Source organism: Streptomyces sp. NPDC093591 (assembly GCF_044764885.1).
Classification (GTDB): Bacteria; Actinomycetota; Actinomycetes; order Streptomycetales; family Streptomycetaceae; genus Streptomyces.
This window is the reverse complement of the sequence record NZ_JBIWIY010000001.1, coordinates 548,095-566,763: the sequence shown is the minus strand read 5'-3', so window position 1 is coordinate 566,763 and position 18,669 is coordinate 548,095. Positions and strand designations below refer to the sequence as shown.

Here is an 18,669-nt window from a genome sequence, read left to right as displayed (position 1 = left end):
CACCTTCCTGGCCGCACCCCGCTGGTACGAGCGGCTGGTTGCCGAGCGGCTCGACCAGCGGAGTTGGCGGGCGGCGAGCCCCTCGCCGGCCAGGGGCCGGACGGGCCGTGGCTGTGGACTCAGTCGTCCTGTGCGCCCAGCTTCACCGCGAGGACCGGTATCGGGGAATCCAGCAGCAAGCGTTGACTGATGCTGCCCAGCAGTGCCTTGCCGACTGGCGAACGGCGCTTGATGCCGATGACGAGGCGGTCGACGGCGTGGTCCTGGATTTCGTCGAGGACGGCTTCGGCGGGGTCTCGGTCGTCCCTGCCCTTGCGTTCGATGATCTTGTAGGTGAGTGCGGGCGGTATCGACGAGGTGTCCACTTCCGTGAGGGACAGATTGACGATGATGAGGTCGGTGGCGAGTTGGTTGGCCTCGGCGACACCGGCGGCCAGGGCGGCTGCGCCCTCGGGACTGTCTGAAACGGCGACCATGACTGACATGGGGTGACCAATCGGGGAGTTGGCGGGTGGTGGGGGTCAGGCGTGCTTGGCCCGGAACTCGTCTTCGAACTCTTCCAGGGAGCGACCCCGGGTCTCGGGCACCATCGTGTGGATGAACAGCAGGGCCGCCACGCCCAGTCCCGCGAAGATGAAGAACGTGGGGGCGATACCCAGTGCGCTGACGACGGGCGGGAAGCCGAACGCGACGCCGGCGTTGGCGATCCACAGCATGAACACACACATGCCCATGGCGAAACTGCGGATCTTGAGCGGGAAGATCTCCGCCAGCAGAAGCCAGACCAGAGGTCCGATCGTGCCCTGCATGGAGAACACGAAGCCGATCACGAACAGCAGGATGATGTAGGGCTTGGCGGTGCTGTCCGGCAGGAGCGTCGCCGCGAGGCCGACGAGGATGTGGAAGGACGTCGTCAGGGCGAAGCCGCCGAGCAGCATCTTGCGGCGGTCGATCTTGTTCATGATCAGAATGCCGACCGTGATGCCCAGAACGCTGAACAGGCCGTTGGCCGTGTTGGCGATGATGGCGGCCTTCGCGGAGAACCCGGCGTCCTCGAGCAGCTGACTGCCGTAGTACATGATCGAGTTGATGCCGGTGAACTGCTGGAACACGCCCAGCCCGATGCCGATCAGGAGCAGCCTGCGGATCCACGGCACGGCGAGGTCGGCCCAACCGCCCGTCTGCGCCTGCTTCTCCTCCTCCGCCAGGGCGTGCACCTCGGCCATCTCCGCCGTGGCTCGTTCGGGGCTGCGGATCTGCTTGAGAACCTCCAGGGCCTCCGCCTCCCGGCCCTTGGAGATCAGCCATCGGGGACTCTCCGGCATCCGCAGCATGCCGAAGAACAGGGCGAAGGCGGGGAGTACGGCGACCACGAGCATGTAGCGCCAGACGCCGTCGTGCTCGCCCCAGATGTTGAAGATGAGGGCGTTGATGACGAACGCGGCGAACTGCCCGGAGACGATCATGACCTCGTTACGGGTCACCAGGCTGCCGCGCCGCTCGGCGGGAGAGACCTCCGCCAGATAGACCGGAACGGTGGCCGAGGCACCGCCCACGGCGAGACCCAGGATGAACCGGAAGAGCGCCAGGACTTCCCAGTTGGGGGCGACGACGCAGCCCAGCGTGCCGATCGTGAAGACACCCGCGAGCATCAGGATGTTGTGCCGGCGACCGTAGGTGTCGGCGAGCCGACCCCCGATCAGGGCACCGAACGCGGCACCGAAGATCAGGATGCTGACCACGAAGCCCTCCGTGAAGGCGGTCAGTCCGAGGTCCTCCTTCATCGGTGCCAGCGCACCGTTGATGACGCCCGTGTCGTAGCCGAACAGAAGCCCGCCGAAGGTCGCGATGACGGCGATCAGGCCGAGCCGCTTCGTATGAGGCCCGGGAGGGTCCGACGGCACCGCCGCCTGAGTCGAAGTCCGTGTCTCTCCATCGAGCATGGGCATACCTCCCCATAGCTGCCGATACCGGCAGGTTTCATCGGGTTTTCCGGGAGCTTGCCAGCCAATCGAGGGATCATCAATAGACAGGACAAAATAATGTCAGGACGTTTGACAGTCGTAGGGGTCAACCGTCCGGACGCGAGCACGCCAGGCAGCCGGCCGCTGGCAGCTGGCAGCCGACAGGCCGGACCTCGACCGCCCGACGGCGCATCGGTACGCCCCCTCCGGGGGCCGCGACCCGCGCGCCACCTCGGCGGACACCCCAGCGGAAACCTCGTAGCGACAAGCTATTGACATGACATTCAGACGGCGGCCATCGTACCCGGACTAGAGCGCACTATTAAAGCGCTCTAAACAAGATTGTTACTTCCCCCTCACATCCGCATCGGCGCGAGACGGAGGGCGTGATGCTGCCAAGTGACCACCTACGCCGACGAGAACGCGGGGCTCCGGCCCTGGGCTACTCCCGCTCGATGCGTGCAAGCCCAGCCCCTGGGCGCAGCCTCCCTGGAGGGCGCCGGCCCCTCAGCCCACCTTCCCGCCCTGCTCCAGCGCGGCCAGCAGCCGCTTCGTCGCCCCGTCCATGTGGTGCGCCATCGCCTCACGGGCAGCCTCGCCGTCACCCCGCTCGATGGCCTCGAGAATCGGCACATGGTCGTCGTAGGCGACCTGACGGCCGCGAGTCGGTACGGTGCGCTCGATCCAACCACGCTGGATCATGGCCCGCATCCCCTTGAGCATGTCCCGCAACACGACGTTGCCGCACAGGTCGGCCACGGTGGCGTGGAAGGCCATGTCGGCCTCGGGGAAGTCCTCGTCGGCGCAGGTCCGCATGGTCTCCAGCCGTGCACGCAGCAGCCCGGCACCCTCGGCGTCGATCGCCTCGGCGGCCAGCCCCGCCACCAGCACCTCCAGCTCCGCCCGGGCACGCAGCAGATCCTTGGAACCGCGCTCCCCCAGCACCAGACCGAGCTCGAACAGACGGTAGAGCACGTCCGAGTCGGGACCACGAAAGTAGGTACCGCTGCTCTGCCGGATCTCCAACAACCCCAGAAACCCCAGCGACTTGATCGCCTCACGCACGGTGGGCCGGTTGACACCGAGCATCTCGGTCAGCTGCCGCTCGGACGGGATCCGCTCCCCCGGTGCCACCTCGCCCGACATGAGATAGTCGATCAGCCGACGCGAGACCTCGGACGCCAGCGGCTCCCGCGGCTCCACCTTGATCCTGGACAGTTCGGCGGTCATGGCATCGCTTTCTGGTCTGGGTGCCACCTCACTCTACTTGGCACTGATCAACCGGTAAACCGGTGAGGTTTTCTCAGCGAAATGATCTCGTGCGGTGACTCGGCCCAGGGATTTCGGTGAGCCACGATGAGTCCTGCGGCGTCCCGGTCGTACGGTCGAACCCGCTACCCGAGGAGGACTTTCGATGCGCAGCGTCACGTATTCGATGAACGTCTCACTTGACGGCTACATCACCGGTCCGGACGGCGGCTTCGACTGGACGATGCCCGACAAGGAGGTCTTTCGCTTCTGGATCGACGAGATCCGAGAGGTCGGCGTCCACCTGTTGGGACGGCGGCTGTACGAGACGATGCTGTACTGGGAAACCGCCGACCAGAATTCCTCGCTCGACGACGCCGAGCTCGAGTGGGCCGCGCTCTGGAATCCGCTCCCGAAGGTGGTGTTCTCCACCACGCTCTCGGCGGTGCAGGGCAATGCCCGCCTGGCCTGCGGCGGCCTGGCGGAGGAGATCGAGCGGTTGCGAGCCGAGCCGGGCGAGGGCGACATCGCGATCGGCGGCGCGACTCTCGCCGCCGAGGCGGCCGCCTCGGGTCTGATCGACGAGTACCGGACGATGGTCTACCCGGTTCTGATCGGCGGTGGCACTCCGTTCTTTCCCCGAAACGAGCGCCGGGTGGATCTCGAACTCGTCGAGACCCGCACCTTCAACTCGAAAGTCGTCTACCTCCGTCACCGCGTGGCGCGCTAGCCGGCTCGTCCGCCGAGTCCCGGCTTCCGCACCAATTCTGCATTCAACAGCCAAGCCATCGGACCCGTTTTCGCCGGCTGGCCGATCGGGTTACGCTGGACAGGTTCGAGGCAACAGGGGGCAAATGGTCGATCTCGGAGGTCACCATGGATGTCGCCGTGGGAACATTCAACCTCAACAATCTCTTTTCACGGTTCAACTTCCAAGCGGAGATATCGGCTGTCCATCCCGTCGATGCCGACGGACAGTTGACCTCCAGCTATGTCTTCGACGACCCCCAGAGCGTGCGGATCCGTAGGTACAAAGGCAGGCTGGTCAAGGGAATCGCCCCCGAGGAGCAGCAGGTGCTCGCCCGACGGATCGGTGAAATGGACCTGGACATACTGGCCGTGCAGGAAGTCGAGGACATCGACACCCTGCGCTTCTTCGTTGCTCAGCACCTCGGCGGCGCCTACCCGCATCTCTCGCTGATCGAGGGAAATGATCCCCGTCTGATCGATGTCGCCGTACTGTCCAAATTCCCCGTCGGGGCGGTGACTTCCTGGCAACACGCGGTCCATCCGGACGTGCCCGGTGAACGCGTCTTCAGCCGGGACCTGCTGGAAGTGCACATACTGGATCCCCGTGACCCCGACAAGCATCTGCTGACCGTCTTCAACAACCATCTCAAGAGCCAGTTCGTCGACCGGGACACCGACCCCGAGGAGGGCAAGCGCCTCGCCGACGAGCGACGCACCCGCCAGGCTGACACCATCGTCCGGATCATCGGCGAGCGGACCCGCCCCGATGGGCGCTACATCGTGCTGGGCGACATGAACGACACTCCTGACGCACCGACGCTCGCCAAACTGGCCGAGCATACGGCCCAGTTGAGACTGACGGAGGCGCTCGCGCATCCGGAGGAAACCCGGGAACCCAAGCCGGACGATCCTCCGCCGCCTGCCTCGGGGTCGTGGACCCATCGGTTCAAGGAGGCCGGACAGCACGCCAAGTACGAGTTGTTCGACCAGATCTGGCTCAGCGAGAGCCTCACTGCGCGGCACAAGAGCTCTCACATCGACCGACGCACCAGGCACGGCGGTGACGGATCGGACCACGATCCCGCCTGGGTGGTCCTCGATCTCTAGCCTCGATCATTCATGAGTCCCCGTCGGCTTGCTGACGGGGACTTTGTGGCTGTGTGGTGGATCCCTTCGGGGCTTGGCGATACTCCCAGGTCACGCTGCCCTCGGCTGCCGGACCGTCCGCACCGGCCAACGCCGAGACCCGGCCGAACACGTGGGACTCGGCCCGCAGCATGGCGACATCGGCCAGGCAGTCCCCGCCCAGAGCCGTCGCGAGCGCGATATCCAGCAGGACATTGCCCGGGTCGTACACCGTCCGCGGCTTGCGCCACGGCGCCGCCGATATCGCGGTGTCCAGGCCCACCTTGCGGACCGTCTCTACCAACAGCACCGCTCCGGCCTGCGAGACCACTGCTCACCTGGAGAGTGCTTCTTTCCGTGCAGCCAACAGGACCTTAGACAAGTCCCATCGTTGCAGGTCAGAAGCACTCTCCGGTTATTTGATCAGGACGTGGAGTGCCAGGCTGGGTGGCTGGGAACGGCCAGCCGGCGTCGCCGATCAGCTTCCAGGGCTCGTGGTCGGCGTCGGCCCCGGTGCCCGGGGCGCTGCCCTTCGTCTCCCACTTGGCCTTCCAGACCTTGCCGTTGTACTTGACCGTGGTCTGCTCGATCGGCTGGCTCGCCGGGGAATAGACCTTGGTCGCGTCCCAGTTCCCGGCACTACAGCCACCGGCCGACGGAGTCGCCGTACCGAGTCCCTTGAGAGTACGCCCTGGCGTCGGTGCGAGGGCAGGACGCCGACGGCGGTCACCCCGGCGGCCGGGACGAGGGTTTCACCGGGGAGGGTGAGCTCGAAGGAGTGGGCGGCGGCGGTGCCGACTGGCCGCCCGTCCGCCGTCAGGGCGAGTAGGGAGCGCTCCATTTCGAGCGCCGACCACCAGAGCCCGCCGCCCTGGACCGGGGTTTCCGGGAAGCGCCCGAACGCGGCATGGACCGTGTCGACGAAGACGTCGAGATCCTCGTCGGTCGTGGGACGCATCTCCATTGCTGCCGCTGCCTCCTCGGGATACCGGCCCCACGACTGGTGGTGCCAGGCCACAGTGCAGCGTTGACCCGTGGCCCGGTCAAACGAATTACGGCTCGCCCGCGGCCGGCCACGGCACAGCCCGGGCCCAGCCCCGGCGCGGGGAGTGAGTGCGGCTGACGAGTTCGGCACGCCGGACGAGTTCAACATGCCGTTCGCCTCGGTCGAGTTGGCCGGCTCCCCGACCTGTGCCGTTCGAGAGGATCGGTCGCTCCGCCGAGATCGGCCTCGCCGTATCCCCCTCCAGTCCCTCGACCAGGTCCTGGGCCCGGCCTGATCTCCCCCAGGCCCGGTCGCGGCTGTCGTAGCACGTGCGACTGGCCCCCGGGAGCACGGTTCCTGGGGGCTTGTGCGGGTCATTCCATGAGGCCTGCCTGGAAGGCGAAGGACACCAGCTGAGCGCGGTCGCGCAGGTCGAGTTTGCGCTGCAGCCGGTAGAGGTGGGTGCGCACGGTGGTGGTTCCGATGGACAGCTTGTCGGCCATCTCGTCCACGCAGAGCCCCCGGGCCAGCAGGACCAGGACTTCCAGCTCGCGCGGGGTCAGACCCGCTAACCGCAGGCGATGCGTTTCCGACGCAGCGGAGGAACGATTGCGCACCCAGTCCACCAGCCGACCGGCGACGCGGGGGGTGACGTAGGTGTGGCCGTCCGCGGCGGCCCGCACGGCCAGGGAGACCTCCTCCTTGGTGGTCTCCCACACGAGGATGCCGTGCACGTCCGAGGCCAGCACCTTGCTGACGGTCTCGTCGCTGCCGTCCGTGGCGAACACGATGACGCGCGGTCGCGGGACCGAGGTCTCGCGGTTCAGACGCTCTATCAGGTCCAGGCCCGAGAACCCGCGCAGGGAGAGCCCGGTGATGAGCACGTCCGGTCTTCGGTCGCGGACGAGCATCATGGCGTGGACACCGCTGTCCGTCGAGTCGACCAGCCGGGTCTCAGCGTCCGACTCCAGAAGTCCGCACAGACCGGCGCGGACCACGGGAGTCTCTTCGCATACGACAACTTTGATGGGCATGACCACCTCGTCTGGCTCGGCGGGGTGGCCCGGACACACAGACCCCCGTGACACCCGCTGAACGTTCTCATCACGGCTCGAAGGTGGGAACGTTTCCACCCACGCGGAGTGTAGGCAGCTCTCGATCTCCCTTCACAGACTGGAAATTCGGCGGTCAGTGAGCTAAGCGATCTCACGAGAACTCTGTGAGCGATCACAGACGAGTGTCACGGACCGGTGTCGGCGCAGGCGTATCCGTCCTCGTGGGAGACGGCCGCCGCCAAGTCCATTCGTACGTTGACGACACGGGCCGACGCCGCCGCTAGCGTCACGACCGAGCCGACCCCGGGTTTGCTCCGCGTGTTCCCGCTGACCGGAAGGACGAGCCGCGTCCCATGCCCCCGCTGATCTCTGTGATAGGTCCTGTGGAACCCGACCTGCTGCGCGCTTTCGTGCAGCACTACCGAGGCCACGGCGTACGGGAGTTCCTGTTCGCCTTCCACTTCACCGCGCACGCACCGAAGCAGCGCCGCGAGGAACTGCTCGCCACGTGCGAGGAGTTGGTGGGTCCGCCGGTCCTCATCAGCCAGGGCCCCTGGCACGAAACCGTCCACAGCGAGCTGCGGGACCACCTGCGGATCCGGGCGGGCGAGGGCTGGCACATCATCGCCGACATCGACGAGTTCCACGACTATCCGGCACCGCCCGAGGAGCTGATCGCCGCGGCCGAGGCCGTGAACAGCCCCGTGGTCGGCGGGGTGATGCTGGACCGCGTGGCGGCGGACGGAAGCATCTCCGGCTGGCATCTCCAGGACGGGCTGGACGCCTCCTTCCCGCTCGGCGGCTTCCTGACGTACACCCTGCTGGACGCCAATCCCTGCAAGATCGTCATGGCCCGTTCCTCGGTCCGGCTCGCGCTCGGCAGTCACCGCAGTCCGGACCACGACCCCGTCAACCAACCTCTCGTCCCCGTCAACCACTTCAAGTGGCGCGACGGCATCCAGTCCGACCTCGCCAGGCGGGTCAGCGAGCACGGCAGCGGTGCCTGGCGGGAGAACTCGCCGGCCATCCGGACCGAGGCGGCGACCCTGCTGGCCCACGTCGAGGAGCACGGCGGACGGGTGGACATCGCCGATCCCCGCCTGAAGTTCCGGCCCGCCCGCCTCGGTTCCCTGCCCGAGAACTGGCACGAGGACAGCACCGCCATCGCCGACGACATCCGGCAGTTCTTCGAGAACTCGCCGCTGCCCGAGGTGTACTGAGCCACGCCGGTCAGAACTTGGTGACCGCCCAGGGCGCCAGGGCGGTGCGGAACATGCGGTCGAGGAGCGCGACCGCCCCGGCACGCTCCTCGACCAGCAGGCCGGCCTGGGCCGCCCGGACCGCGGAGAGCGAGCCCAAGTAGAGCGAGGCGAGCGTCGCCACGGGAAGAGTGACATCGGCTCCCCGTGTACTGCGGACGCACCGGGCCTCCGTCGGGCCGCCCTCCAGCAGATACGTCCCATCCGCCGGACCACGGGGATCGCGGATCCGCACCACAAGGCTGCCGGAGACCTCGTAGCGGCGTGCCGAGAGCAGGCCGGGGACGGACAGGATCCGCAGCCACAAGGTGTCCGACCGCATGATCTGCCGCATCGAGCGGGCGTCCTGCAGCATCCACGGCAGCGGTTCGTCCACGGGACGGTTCCAGGCGTCCACCTGCGTCACCCAGTCGTGCTCCCACAGGAAGCGCCACAGTGCGGCCTCCGACCGCGGCCCGTCGCCGGTCAGCTCCAGGAGATCGATGCGGTGATCGGGGCGCTCCGCCGTCCACGGTCGGCTCGCGGGGGCGTACACCACGTACCCGGTGGCCCGGCCGTCGACGTCGTGGGCGAGGGCGTACAGCACGTCGGCGGGCGGCGGGTCCCCCGGATCGAGGGCGAGGCGCGCGCAGTGGTGCCACTCCTCGGCCGTGCGCGACACCGCCCCCGGGACGCGGGCCCGCACGCGTTCGTGGACCGCCTCGGCCTCTGTGCGGAACGTCTCGTGGTCCACCAGTCGTACGGTGTCCGGCACGCTCAGGTCCGGCCGCAGCCGGGCCGAGCCCGCGTCCAGCGTGATGTTGGCGCCCTCCGCGGCGGCGCCGAAGCCGAACCGGCCGTAGACCGGCCACTCCGCCGCGATCAGCGCACAGGCCGGCTCGCCCCGCTCCTCGGCCGCCGTCAGCTCCGCCGACATCAGCGCCCTGAGCAGCCCCTGCCGTCGGTGGGAGGGCAGGACCGCCGCGGAACACAGGCCGGAGACCGCCACGGTCCCGCCGCCTGGCACGGTGAGATCCAGCGGCTTGCTGCGCAGCACGCCGAGCGGTCGCGGCCCGTCGAACGCGCCCCAGCAGCGGCCGAGGTCCACGTGTCGGCGCCACCGGGGGCCCTCACCGCGGCGCTCCGGCGTGAGAAAGCCGATCTGCGCGGTGTCCCACCACGCGGGGAACTCCTCCTCCGCCACGCGCCGGACGACCGCGTCGCCGCGCACCGTGCCGTCCGCGCCCGGCCCCCGGGCCGACACGGCCGTCATCCCGCCCCGGACGTGCTCACTCGGCACCGGCCACCTCCTTGTCGCCCGCGGGCGCGGCTTCGGCGGCCGCACCGGAACGGCTCGTGCGGAGCAACAGCAGCGCGCACACCGAGCCTCCGACGTACGTGGCGAGGATGACCACGAACAGGAGCAGGGGCCGCGCCTCGTACAGCACGGCCGCGAGGTACCCGCAGGGGATGGCCGCCACCGCGGCGGAGCCCTGCACCACCGAGAACATGCCCGCCCGGTCCTCGGCCGCCACCCGGCCCACCAGGATGGCGTCCCGGTAGGCCTCGGTGAGGAAGTGCCCGGCGGCGGTCAGCGCCGCGCTGACCAGCAGCAGGGTGAGCGTCCCCCGGGACACGGCCAGGAAGACGGACCAGCCCAGTACGTTGAGGAGGAGCGCGGCCAGCATGTACCGCTCCGAGGAGGTCCCCCGCAGTCGCGGCATCACCAGGAAGTAGCAGAGCAGGGAGACGGCGGCGCCGAACGCCGGGAACAGCGAGATGACACGGTCGCTGAAGTCCAGGGCCTCGGAGAGGTACACGGCCTGGAACACGTTGAGCTGCCAGCCCACGCTGGTCAGGATGTACAGCCCGATCAGCGGCAGCAGCAGCGGCGACCGGCAGGCCCGCCCGAACAGCCGCAGGTTGGGCCCGATGCTGCGCAGCACGCCCGTGGTGCCGTGCGCCTCCATGGCCGTACTGCCCGCCTCGGTCTCCGTGGTGACCCGCCGGTACCACAGCACGTGGACGAGCATGCTGACCCCGCCGACGAAGTAGACGACGCGGAGCGCGCTCACCGAGCCGAAGTGCTCCATGCTCACGCCGATGAGCGGGGTGAGCAGCCCGGCGGCCGTGATGATGAGCTTCATCGCCGCGTAGATCCGCGGGCGTTGCCGGTCCGTGGCGTCGTCGATGGCCAGCAGGCTGAAGGAGATGTCGATGACCTTCGACGAGGCGTTGAGCAGGTACGCGGCGAGGAACAGCCAGAAGTCGTGGGCCACCGACCAGATGAACATCGGGAAGATCCACGAGGTGAAGTAGAAGACGACGGTCGCCTGTTTGCGGCCGAGCCGGTTGATGATCCCGCCGGCCACGAGCTGGAAGACCAGCGCGAGGTACAGGTTGGCCGACAGGACGACACCGATGGACAGGGTGTCCAGGCCGTTGCCCTTCATGTAAAGGGCCAGGTAGAACAGGGCGGCGTTGCCGGGCACGGCCCACAGGGGCAGCAGCCGCAGGGTGTGTCTGGCGTTGGCGGGCAGGTCTCTCATCGGCCGGGCTCCGCCAGGGAGTTCAGGGCTCGGGTGAGCACCGAGACGCCCCTGAAGTAGTCGTCCAGCAGGATGTGTTCGTCCTGCGCGTGGTCGAGCCTGCTGTCGCCGGGGCCGTACGTCGCCATCGGCGCGGTCCAGGTCTCGGACAGCGTGTTCATGTCGGAGGTTCCCGTCTTGAGCTTGAGCCGGGGGCGTGCGCCCTCGGCGCGGATGGCCCCGGTCAGGGCCCGGACCGCGGGGTTGTTGCGGTCGGCCCGGCAGGCGGGGACGGAGTGGACGAGGGTGAGCTCCCCCTCGGGCAGGCGCGCCCGCAGCCGCCGTACCAGGTCCGCGTCGTCGAAACCGGGCGGCGTGCGTACGGTGAAGCGGGCCTCGGCGGCGGCGATGTCCCCGCCGATCGAGGTGAGCGTCGCCCCAGGACGGTCGAACGACGCGTGCGAGGCGTCGGCGCCCAGTTCAGCGGCCAGCGCCGTCCAGCCCGCGACGACGAGCTCGGACGCCTTGGGTTCGGGGTTGCTGGGATGGGTCGGGGGGCGTTCGACCCGGTAGTCCAGGTCGAGGCGGCCCTTGTAGCCGAGGACGACACAGTCCCAGCCGCTGGGTTCGCCGACGATCACGAGGTCCGGCTCCGGCCGGGTCGCCCGGATCGCCGTCGCGCCGCGTGAGCCCGGGGTCTCCTCCTCCACCGCGCCGGCGACGACGATCCGGCCCCGGAAACCGGTCGCCAGCGTCGCCGCGCAGATCATGGTCGCCAGCGGGCCCTTGGCATCGACGGTGCCACGCCCGTACAGCCGGCCGTCCTCGACCCTGACGGGCAGGTCGCCGGGCACGGTGTCCATGTGTCCGAGCAGCAGGACGTGCGGACCGTCGCCCCGGTCGATCTCCCCGATCGCGTTGCCCGCCTCGTCGACCTGGGAGGTCATGCCGTGCCGGCCCATGACGTCGGCCAAGTAGCCGGCGAGCCGCGCCTCCTCGCCGGACGGAGAGGGGATGTCCACCATCGTCCGCAGCAGTTCGACGGCCTCAGCGCGGTTCATCGCCTCTGCCCCGGTCCGGTGGTGACCGTGGCGGCCTGCCGCACGGGTCGGCCGGTGTCGAGCAGGATCCGGGTCGCGCGGCCGGACAGGGCGGCGCGCAGCGGGCCCGTCCCGCGGCCGTCCGCGACCAGTACGGTCTCCACGCCCGAGCGCAGGGCGTCCCGGGCGGCCGTCAGCTTGCTGCGCATGCCGCCTTGCGCGTACGGCGGGAGCCCGGTGGCCGGCAGCCTGCACTCGCGCAGGAGGGAGGTCTCGTCGCCGGGGCGGGACAGGACCCCGGGAGCGCCGGTGAGCAGAACGAGCGTCTCGGCGCCGAGCGCACCGGCCAGCGCGGCGGCGGCGCGATCGGCGTCCACGTTCACGCACTCGCCCTCGGCGGTGAGTGCGGGCGGGGAGACGACCGGTACGGCGCCGGCTTCGAGGAGGCGTGTGATCAGCCGGGGGTCGACCTCGACGATGCGTCCGCCGTGGTCGTCGCGCACCACCCTCGGTCCGCCCTCCCCGTCGACGACGGCCCGGATCGCCGCCGGGCGTCGGGCGCGCAGCAGGCCCGCGTCCAGTCCTGTCAGTCCCACGGCGGGCACGCCGGCTTGGGCCAGTTGGGCCAGCAGCCGGGGTTTGACGATGCCCGCGAGCGCCGTCACGACCACGTCCAGCGTCGCGGGATCGGTGTAGCGCGCGGTCCTTCCGTCGGGTCCGGTCAGACGGCGGTGCGGCACGCCGAGCCGGCCGGCGAGCCGGTCGATGTCCGCGGAGCCGCCGTGGACGAGCACGACGTACCGTCCGGCCCGCGCGAGGTCCGCCACATCGGCGCAGACGGCCGCGTGATCGACCGCCGCGTGGCCGCCGCACTTCACCACCAGGGGAGTCGGGTTCATGCCTTCCTCGGGTCGGAGGGGTCGGGGAGCCGGTGTCAGACCGGATGGAGGCCGGGGAATTCCAGGCCCGTGCGCTCCGGCAGGCCGAAGCGGACGTTCATGGCCTGCACGGCGTTGCCGCTGCCGCCCTTCATCAGGTTGTCGAGCGCCGCGATCAGCAGCGCCGATCCGGTGCCGGGGCGTACGGCCCAGCCGACGTCGCAGTGGTTGGAGCCGGAGAGGATCTTCGGTTCGGGGTAGCGGTAGCCGCCCCGCCGTTGGGCCACGAGGCGCACGAAGGGCTCGTCGGCGTAGTGGCGGCGCAGGCTGGAGCGCAGGGCGGCCTCGTCGACGCCGTCGGCCAGACGTACCCGGCACAGCACCTGCACGCCGCGCACCGCCTCCACGGCCGTGACCGTCATCCGTGCCGGGAGGCCCACGGCCTGGGTCAGCTCGGCCTCGTGGCGGTGGCCCGTCGGGGCGAACAGGCGCAGAACGCCGCTGCGTTCGGCGTGGGTGTTCTCCGGGCCGGCCGTGACGCCCGAACCGCTGGAGCCCGTGCGCGCGTCGACGTCGACCTCGCCCGTGAGCAGCCCGTCGGCGGCGGGAGCGTGCAGGGCGAGGATGCCGGCGGTGGCCATGCAGCCGGGCACGCTGATCCGGTTCGCGGTCCGCAGCCGGTCGCGGAACAGCTCCGGCAGCCCGGTGACGAAGCCGGACAGCAGCTCCGGGCGGACGTGCGGCACGCCGTAGTGGGCGGCGTACACCTCGGGGTCGGTGAGCCGGAAGTCGCCGGAGAGGTCGACGAGGACTTCGGCGTGTGCGCACAGGTCCGGCACGGTGTGCATGGCCTCCCGGTGCGGCAGCGCCGTGAACAGCACGTCGCACTCGGGGAGTTCGCCGACCTGGGTGAAGGTGAGCGAGGTCAGTCCCCGCAGGTTGGGGTGTGCGCCGTCGATCCGGCGGCCTGCCAGGCTTCGGGAGGTGGCCGCCACGAGGTCGACATGCGGATGGCCGAGCAGGAGGCGCAGCAGCTCGCCCCCGATGTAGCCGGCCCCTCCGACGACAGCCGCCCGGATCACGACGCGGCCCTCCGTTCCAGTACGTCGACGATGCGATCGGCCACGTCCACGGCGCCGCCCAGCGCCCGCTGGAAGCCGGCGAACTCGACCCCGGCGTTGACCTCCAGGACCAGCAGGCGTCCGTCCTCGGCCTCGACGAGGTCCACACCGGCCAGATCGGCGCCCACGGCAACGGCGGCGGTGGTAGCGAGCCGGGCGAGCTCGTCGGTCAGCGGACAGGGCCGCACCTCGGCGCCCCGCGCCACGTTGGTGCGCCACTCCCGTGCGGTGCGGTGGACGGCGCCGAGCGGAGTGCCGTCCACGACGACCACCCGGATGTCCCGGCCGGGCGTGCGGATCAGCTCCTGGACGTAGACGAGGTGGTCGGTCGGCGAGGGCAGGGCCTCGATGTGCTCCAGGACGGCCACGGCCGCCTCCCGGTCGTTGATCCGGGACACGCGCCGGCCCCAGGAACCCGTCAACGGCTTGAAGACGGCCGGGTAGTCCAGCTCGTCCAGCACCCGCAGGGCGGCCTCAGGGGTGAGGGCGAGAGCGCTGCGCGGGGTCGGCACCCCGGCCCTCACCAGGGCGAGGGTGGTCCGCCACTTGTCGCCGCACACCTCGGTGGCGGACGCGGAGTTGACCATGTGCAGGCCCTGCGCCTCCAGGGTGCGTGCCGCGTGGACCGCCCGCGACAGCGACAGCTCGCGGTTGAGGCCGACCCGCCAGCGCACGGGTGCCGCGTCCGCGAACCCGTACAGGCGCCGGGCGTCCACACCGACGTACGGCAGGTTCCGTCGTTCCAGGGCCTCGAACAGCGCCTTCTCCTCGGCGCGCACCCGGGAGTGCACGACCGCTATGTCCGCGCTCACCGTGCACGCGCCATACGGGCCACCGTGTCCATGTGCTGCCACACCTTCTCGAACCCGTCGGCGAACCGCTCCAGGGCGTCACCGGCGTCGGGATTCAGATGCCGTTTCTGCAGCGTGAGCGAGTCCTCGATGACGGCCTCCGTCACGGGGAAGTCGCCCGCCCGCGCTACGGGGCGGCGCGGAGCCGCCGTCCAGGGGTGCCCGCGCCCGAAGCCCGTGCGGTCCACGAACACCGGCTGCAGGGGCAGCGGAAGCACCTGGTAGCGGGAGACGGGCACCCCTTCGGCACGCAGCAGCCGGTGCACGCTCCTCCGGAACGCGGCCGGGGCGACGCCGTCCAGACCGGCCCGGACGGGGTCGAGGCGGAACCGCAGGATGTGCCAGGCGTGCGTGCTGCCCTGCGCCACCGTCGGCACGATCAGCCCGGGCAGGGCGGCGAGCCGCTCCAGCAGCCGCGTCACGTTCCGCCGGCGCGCCGCCTCGTAGGCGTCGAAGCGGCGCAGCTGGGACAGGGCGAAGGCCGCCTGGACCGGGTTCATCTTGTGGTTCCAGCCGAGCAGGTACGACACGTAGTCGCGCTCGGCGCCCGGCTCGATGACCTCACCGAACTCGCGTGCCATACGGGCCTTGCGGGCCACGTCGGCGTCCTGGGTGAGCAGCAGGCCGCCCTCGCCGCAGGTCGGCAGGTTCTTCGTCACCTGGAGGCTGAACGCGCCCGCGGTGCCGATCGTGCCGACCTTACGGCCGTAGTGCACGGCGCCGTGCGCCTGGGCGGCGTCCTCCAGGACGGCGAGGCGGTGCTGGTCGGCCAGTTCGCCGAGCGCGTCCATGTCCGCGGGGTGACCGTGCAGATGGACCGGGAGGATGGCCGCGGTGCGCGGTCCGATCAGGCTCCGTACCGCGTCCGGGTCCAGGGTGAAGGTCGCCGGGTCCACGTCGGCGAAGACGGGCACGGCCATCTGGTGCACCGGTGCCAGCGCGCTCGCGATGAAGCTCAGCGCCGGGACGATCACCTCGTCACCGGGGCCTATGTCCATCGCGGCCAGGGCCGCCGTCAGCGCGGTGGTCCCGTTCGACGTGGCCACGCACCAACGGGCGCCGCAGCGCTCGGCCCACGCGTCCTCCAGGTCGCTGACCGCACTCCTGCCGTCCACGTTGGAGACCAGCGGTCCCGTGCCGAGGACGTCCAGGACGGCCGCCCGGTCCTCCTCGGTGATCACCGGCCAGGGCGGGTTGCGCAGTTGCTTCGGCACCGACGGCCGACCGCCGAACGCGGCCAGGGTCTCGCTCGTCGCGGCGGTCACAGCACCTTCCTTGCGTCGTCGAGGGCCTCCACGGCGGTCGCGTAGGCGCGTTCGAGCCGACGTCCGTGCCGGAGCAGTGCGGGCAGCGCCGTGCGGGGGGTGCCGTGGCCGTGCGCGGCTGTCATCCGCACGCCGGTCCAGGCGTGCGCCACCTGCTCGACGCGGCGGCCCGCCTCGCGCAGGGCGGGGACGCCGTGCCGCTGTCCCCAGGCCCGCAGGAACTCGCCGTGCAGGCAGGCCTGGGCCTGCATGGCCCAGCCGAGGGGATACGTCTCGCGCAGGGCCGGGCCGTCGCCGCGCGCGGCGGCTTCGGCGGTCCGCTCCAGCCAGCGGAACAGCCCGGCCAGGCCGGTCCAGTCCGCCGATTCGTCCGTGACCGGATGCGCGCCGCCGACCGGAGGGACGCCGGTGAAGCCCGCCACGTTGTTCCCGAGCACGCGGGCCAGTGCGGCCGCGTCGAGTTCCGGCAGCGGGGTGTCGACGGTCACCGTCAGATACCGGGTGGCGAGGGGCGCGTCGCTGAAGAAGGCGTCCTGCTCGTCGTCGGGATTCGCCGACGTCCACGCCCGCAGGAAGTCCTCTGCCGCGATCGGGCCCTGGAAGGCCGGGGGCATGGCGTCGGACACCCAGACCGTCCCGGCGTGCTCGTCCACGCCGTACACGACGAGGAGGTGGGCGGCGTGCACGTCGTGGTAGGCCGGGCGGAACGGCAGGTGGTAGTTGTCCACGCCGGCCAGCACCAGCCGGCCCTCGGCGAGTTCGGCGGCGAGGGACGCCAGCGGGCGGTCGCGGTCGGCCGCGGTGTGCCACCGTGAGCGCAGCCCGTGGTACGGGGCGATGCTGCGGGCCGGGTCGCCGTCGAAGGCGCACGGGAAGTAGAACTCCTCCGGCCGTACGTCCCCCGGGCGGAAGCGGAACTCCCAGTGGGCGCCGAGGACTTCGAGGGGGTCACCGCCCGCGTTCAGGACCACCGAGCCCAGCGTGGCCTGCAGGCAGCTGATCGGGTCGCGGTACCACAGGGACACCGGCTCGCCGGTGCGCACCGGCGTGCCGGTGAGGGTCATCGGGGCGCTCCTCGGTCGATCTGCTCCAGGGTCATGGCGAACACGTGCAGGGCGATGTGGTCGGGAAGCCGCACCGCCGCCAGCGGGGCGCGCCGTGTCACCGGGATCCGCTGGGCCCACAGCAGGGCGGGAACCCCCTGCTGCACATGGTGCGGGTAGTGCATGACCGGGGTCCGGAAGGCCTCCCGCTCCCCGAAGACCGCGGGCGCCGCCCAGAAGTCCGACACGCGCACCGCCTCGAAGTCCACCTGCCCGTCGGCGAAGTGCAGGGCGACCTCGTCCTCCACGCGGCGCTCACCGGCCGCCAGCAGATGGATCCAGTCGTACTCGCCGTGCGGGACGCCCACGTGCTGGCCGGCGCAGCGGACGTTGTCGCCCCGGTCGGCGCCGGCCGGGAACACGAACGGGACTCCCCCGACGGTGACGCGCTCTCCCGGTCCCGGCAGGAACTCCCGGGCGAAGGAGTTGCCCCACACGTTGAACGCCCCGGACGAGGTGTCGGCGGCGGCGGACGTCGCGTGGTTGTTCCAGTGCTCCGCGAGGTCGAGCAGGCGGTGCCGGGCGACCGCCGGTGTGCTGGCGTGCATGTGTCTGCCTCCTTCCTCCCGCCGGGACACTAGGGGCGGGAGGGACTCTACGCGTCCCACCAGGTATGAGAGGGGGTGACGGATTCTGACGAGGCGCCCGGGGCGGGGGCTCCACGGTGCGCTGAGGACAGGTACACGGAACGGCTCCTAGAGTTCGGCGCACCGAAGCTGTCCTGGGAGGCAATCGATGACCGTTTCCGAGCAGCAGTCCCCGGGCGTGCTCGGGCTGTGGAGTGCGCCGCGGTCCCGGTCCACCGCGTTCCTGCGCATGATGGCCGAGCGCGGCGACTTCACCGTCGTGCATGAACCGTTCTCGCACGTCGCGGACTTCCACGAGAAGGAGATCGACGGCCGGGTGGTGCGCACCGAGGCGGAGCTCATCGAGGCGCTGACCGCCCTGGCGCGCGACAGGGCCGTGTTCTTCAAGGACACGACGGACTTCGCCTACCCGGGACTGCTGGCCGACCGGCGCTTCCTCGCCGAGGCGACCCACACGTTCATCGTCCGCGACCCCGCCGAGGTGATCGCCTCCCACTTCGCGCTCAACCCGGACCTGCGGTGCGAGGAGGTCGGCATCGAGCGGCTCCACGAGATCCATCGGGCGGTGACCGCGGCCACCGGCCGTCCCCCGGTCGTCGTCGACGCGCAGGACCTCGTACGACGGCCCCGGCAGACGGTCCGGGCGTACTGCGCGGCCGTGGGCATCCCGTTCCGGGCGCGGGCGTTGACGTGGCGGCCGGGCATGCGCGAGGACTGGATGTCGACGCGGCGCTGGCACGAGAACACGGGCCGGACCGACGGATTCGTGCCGACCCGCAGCGCGTACGCCGCGACGGTGCACAACCACCCGGTCCTCGCCGGCTATCTCCGCCACCATCTGCCGTTCTACGAGGAGTTGCACGCCGCCCGGCTGCGCGTGCCGGACGGGGACCCGGCGTCCGTGAGCGATCAGGCCCACCGCTGACGGACG

At 70.4% G+C, this 18,669-nt stretch carries 18 protein-coding genes and 2 pseudogenes; 5 read left to right on the top strand and 15 right to left on the bottom strand.

The window, feature by feature from the left end; translation table 11 throughout:
- Positions 1 to 119 precede the first annotated feature (119 nt).
- From ACIREI_RS02450 to ACIREI_RS02440, 3 genes are all read right to left on the bottom strand, one after another.
- Entirely contained in the window at positions 120 to 476 is a 357-nt protein-coding gene (locus ACIREI_RS02450) for a universal stress protein (RefSeq protein WP_403326484.1), read from the bottom strand.
- A gap of 45 nt (positions 477 to 521) precedes the next feature.
- Complete coding sequence (locus ACIREI_RS02445; protein ID WP_403326482.1) at positions 522 to 1,949, bottom strand: sugar porter family MFS transporter; 1,428 nt, start codon at positions 1,947 to 1,949, stop codon at positions 522 to 524.
- A 522-nt stretch (positions 1,950 to 2,471) separates the two neighbouring features.
- Positions 2,472 to 3,194, bottom strand: coding sequence for a FadR/GntR family transcriptional regulator (locus ACIREI_RS02440; RefSeq protein ID WP_403326481.1), 723 nt, complete (start codon positions 3,192 to 3,194; stop codon positions 2,472 to 2,474).
- A 184-nt stretch (positions 3,195 to 3,378) separates the two neighbouring features.
- On the opposite strand from ACIREI_RS02440, the gene ACIREI_RS02435 reads away from it, so the two are divergent.
- Together ACIREI_RS02435 and ACIREI_RS02430 are read left to right on the top strand one after the other, a co-directional pair.
- A complete protein-coding gene (locus ACIREI_RS02435; RefSeq protein WP_403326478.1) occupies positions 3,379 to 3,942 on the top strand; it encodes a dihydrofolate reductase family protein in 564 nt (187 codons plus the stop codon).
- A 146-nt stretch (positions 3,943 to 4,088) separates the two neighbouring features.
- Positions 4,089 to 5,069, top strand: a complete 981-nt coding sequence (locus tag ACIREI_RS02430; protein WP_403326475.1) for an endonuclease/exonuclease/phosphatase family protein — start codon at positions 4,089 to 4,091, stop codon at positions 5,067 to 5,069.
- A gap of 130 nt (positions 5,070 to 5,199) precedes the next feature.
- Here the strand turns inward: ACIREI_RS02430 and ACIREI_RS02425 are convergent.
- Positions 5,200 to 5,418: pseudogene (locus tag ACIREI_RS02425) on the bottom strand (IS1380 family transposase); the annotation flags it as partial.
- A gap of 116 nt (positions 5,419 to 5,534) precedes the next feature.
- Between ACIREI_RS02425 and ACIREI_RS02420 the strand changes: the two are divergent.
- On the top strand, positions 5,535 to 5,699 hold the full coding sequence (locus ACIREI_RS02420) for a hypothetical protein (protein WP_403326907.1): 165 nt from the start codon (positions 5,535 to 5,537) through the stop codon (positions 5,697 to 5,699).
- Between the two features lie 67 nt (positions 5,700 to 5,766).
- On the opposite strand, the pseudogene ACIREI_RS02415 reads toward ACIREI_RS02420, so the two are convergent.
- Positions 5,767 to 6,051 (bottom strand): annotated as a pseudogene (locus ACIREI_RS02415) (GNAT family N-acetyltransferase); the annotation flags it as partial.
- A 395-nt stretch (positions 6,052 to 6,446) separates the two neighbouring features.
- Positions 6,447 to 7,106, bottom strand: coding sequence for a LuxR C-terminal-related transcriptional regulator (locus ACIREI_RS02410; protein ID WP_403326473.1), 660 nt, complete (start codon positions 7,104 to 7,106; stop codon positions 6,447 to 6,449).
- 404 nt (positions 7,107 to 7,510) lie between these two features.
- Between ACIREI_RS02410 and ACIREI_RS02405 the strand changes: the two genes are divergently transcribed.
- Complete coding sequence (locus ACIREI_RS02405; RefSeq protein ID WP_403326470.1) at positions 7,511 to 8,347, top strand: hypothetical protein; 837 nt, start codon at positions 7,511 to 7,513, stop codon at positions 8,345 to 8,347.
- Positions 8,348 to 8,357: 10 nt separating this feature from the next.
- Here the strand turns inward: ACIREI_RS02405 and ACIREI_RS02400 are convergent, their stop codons facing one another.
- Genes ACIREI_RS02400 through ACIREI_RS02360 form a run of 9 tightly spaced genes read right to left on the bottom strand, consistent with a single transcriptional unit; the run spans position 8,358 to position 17,699 of the window.
- Positions 8,358 to 9,665, bottom strand: coding sequence for a GNAT family N-acetyltransferase (locus ACIREI_RS02400; RefSeq protein WP_403326467.1), 1,308 nt, complete (start codon positions 9,663 to 9,665; stop codon positions 8,358 to 8,360).
- Positions 9,655 to 10,914, bottom strand: a complete 1,260-nt coding sequence (locus ACIREI_RS02395; RefSeq protein WP_403326464.1) for an MFS transporter — start codon at positions 10,912 to 10,914, stop codon at positions 9,655 to 9,657. The genes ACIREI_RS02400 and ACIREI_RS02395 overlap by 11 nt, the downstream gene beginning before the upstream one ends.
- Positions 10,911 to 11,954, bottom strand: coding sequence for a [LysW]-lysine hydrolase (locus ACIREI_RS02390; RefSeq protein WP_403326463.1), 1,044 nt, complete (start codon positions 11,952 to 11,954; stop codon positions 10,911 to 10,913). The genes ACIREI_RS02395 and ACIREI_RS02390 overlap by 4 nt, the downstream gene beginning before the upstream one ends.
- Positions 11,951 to 12,832, bottom strand: coding sequence for a [LysW]-aminoadipate kinase (locus ACIREI_RS02385; protein WP_403326460.1), 882 nt, complete (start codon positions 12,830 to 12,832; stop codon positions 11,951 to 11,953). Before ACIREI_RS02385 ends, ACIREI_RS02390 begins: the two co-directional genes overlap by 4 nt.
- Positions 12,833 to 12,867: 35 nt before the next feature.
- Positions 12,868 to 13,893 (bottom strand): N-acetyl-gamma-glutamyl-phosphate reductase, encoded by a 1,026-nt coding sequence (gene argC / locus ACIREI_RS02380; protein ID WP_403326458.1) that lies wholly within the window; start codon positions 13,891 to 13,893, stop codon positions 12,868 to 12,870.
- The gene (locus ACIREI_RS02375; RefSeq protein ID WP_403326455.1) at positions 13,890 to 14,744 is read right to left on the bottom strand and encodes a RimK family alpha-L-glutamate ligase; all 855 of its coding nucleotides are present in this window, start codon (positions 14,742 to 14,744) and stop codon (positions 13,890 to 13,892) included. The genes argC and ACIREI_RS02375 overlap by 4 nt, the downstream gene beginning before the upstream one ends.
- Positions 14,741 to 16,048 (bottom strand): DegT/DnrJ/EryC1/StrS family aminotransferase, encoded by a 1,308-nt coding sequence (locus tag ACIREI_RS02370; RefSeq protein ID WP_403326452.1) that lies wholly within the window; start codon positions 16,046 to 16,048, stop codon positions 14,741 to 14,743. Before ACIREI_RS02370 ends, ACIREI_RS02375 begins: the two co-directional genes overlap by 4 nt.
- Positions 16,045 to 17,112: a BtrH N-terminal domain-containing protein gene (locus ACIREI_RS02365; RefSeq protein ID WP_403326449.1), complete on the bottom strand. Its 1,068-nt coding sequence runs from the start codon at positions 17,110 to 17,112 to the stop codon at positions 16,045 to 16,047. Before ACIREI_RS02365 ends, ACIREI_RS02370 begins: the two co-directional genes overlap by 4 nt.
- On the bottom strand, positions 17,109 to 17,699 hold the full coding sequence (locus ACIREI_RS02360; protein WP_403326446.1) for a hypothetical protein: 591 nt from the start codon (positions 17,697 to 17,699) through the stop codon (positions 17,109 to 17,111). The genes ACIREI_RS02365 and ACIREI_RS02360 overlap by 4 nt, the downstream gene beginning before the upstream one ends.
- 187 nt (positions 17,700 to 17,886) lie before the next feature.
- Here ACIREI_RS02360 and ACIREI_RS02355 point away from each other — a divergent pair, with 187 nt between their 5' ends.
- On the top strand, positions 17,887 to 18,663 hold the full coding sequence (locus tag ACIREI_RS02355) for a sulfotransferase family protein (RefSeq protein ID WP_403326443.1): 777 nt from the start codon (positions 17,887 to 17,889) through the stop codon (positions 18,661 to 18,663).
- Positions 18,664 to 18,669: the final 6 nt, after the last annotated feature.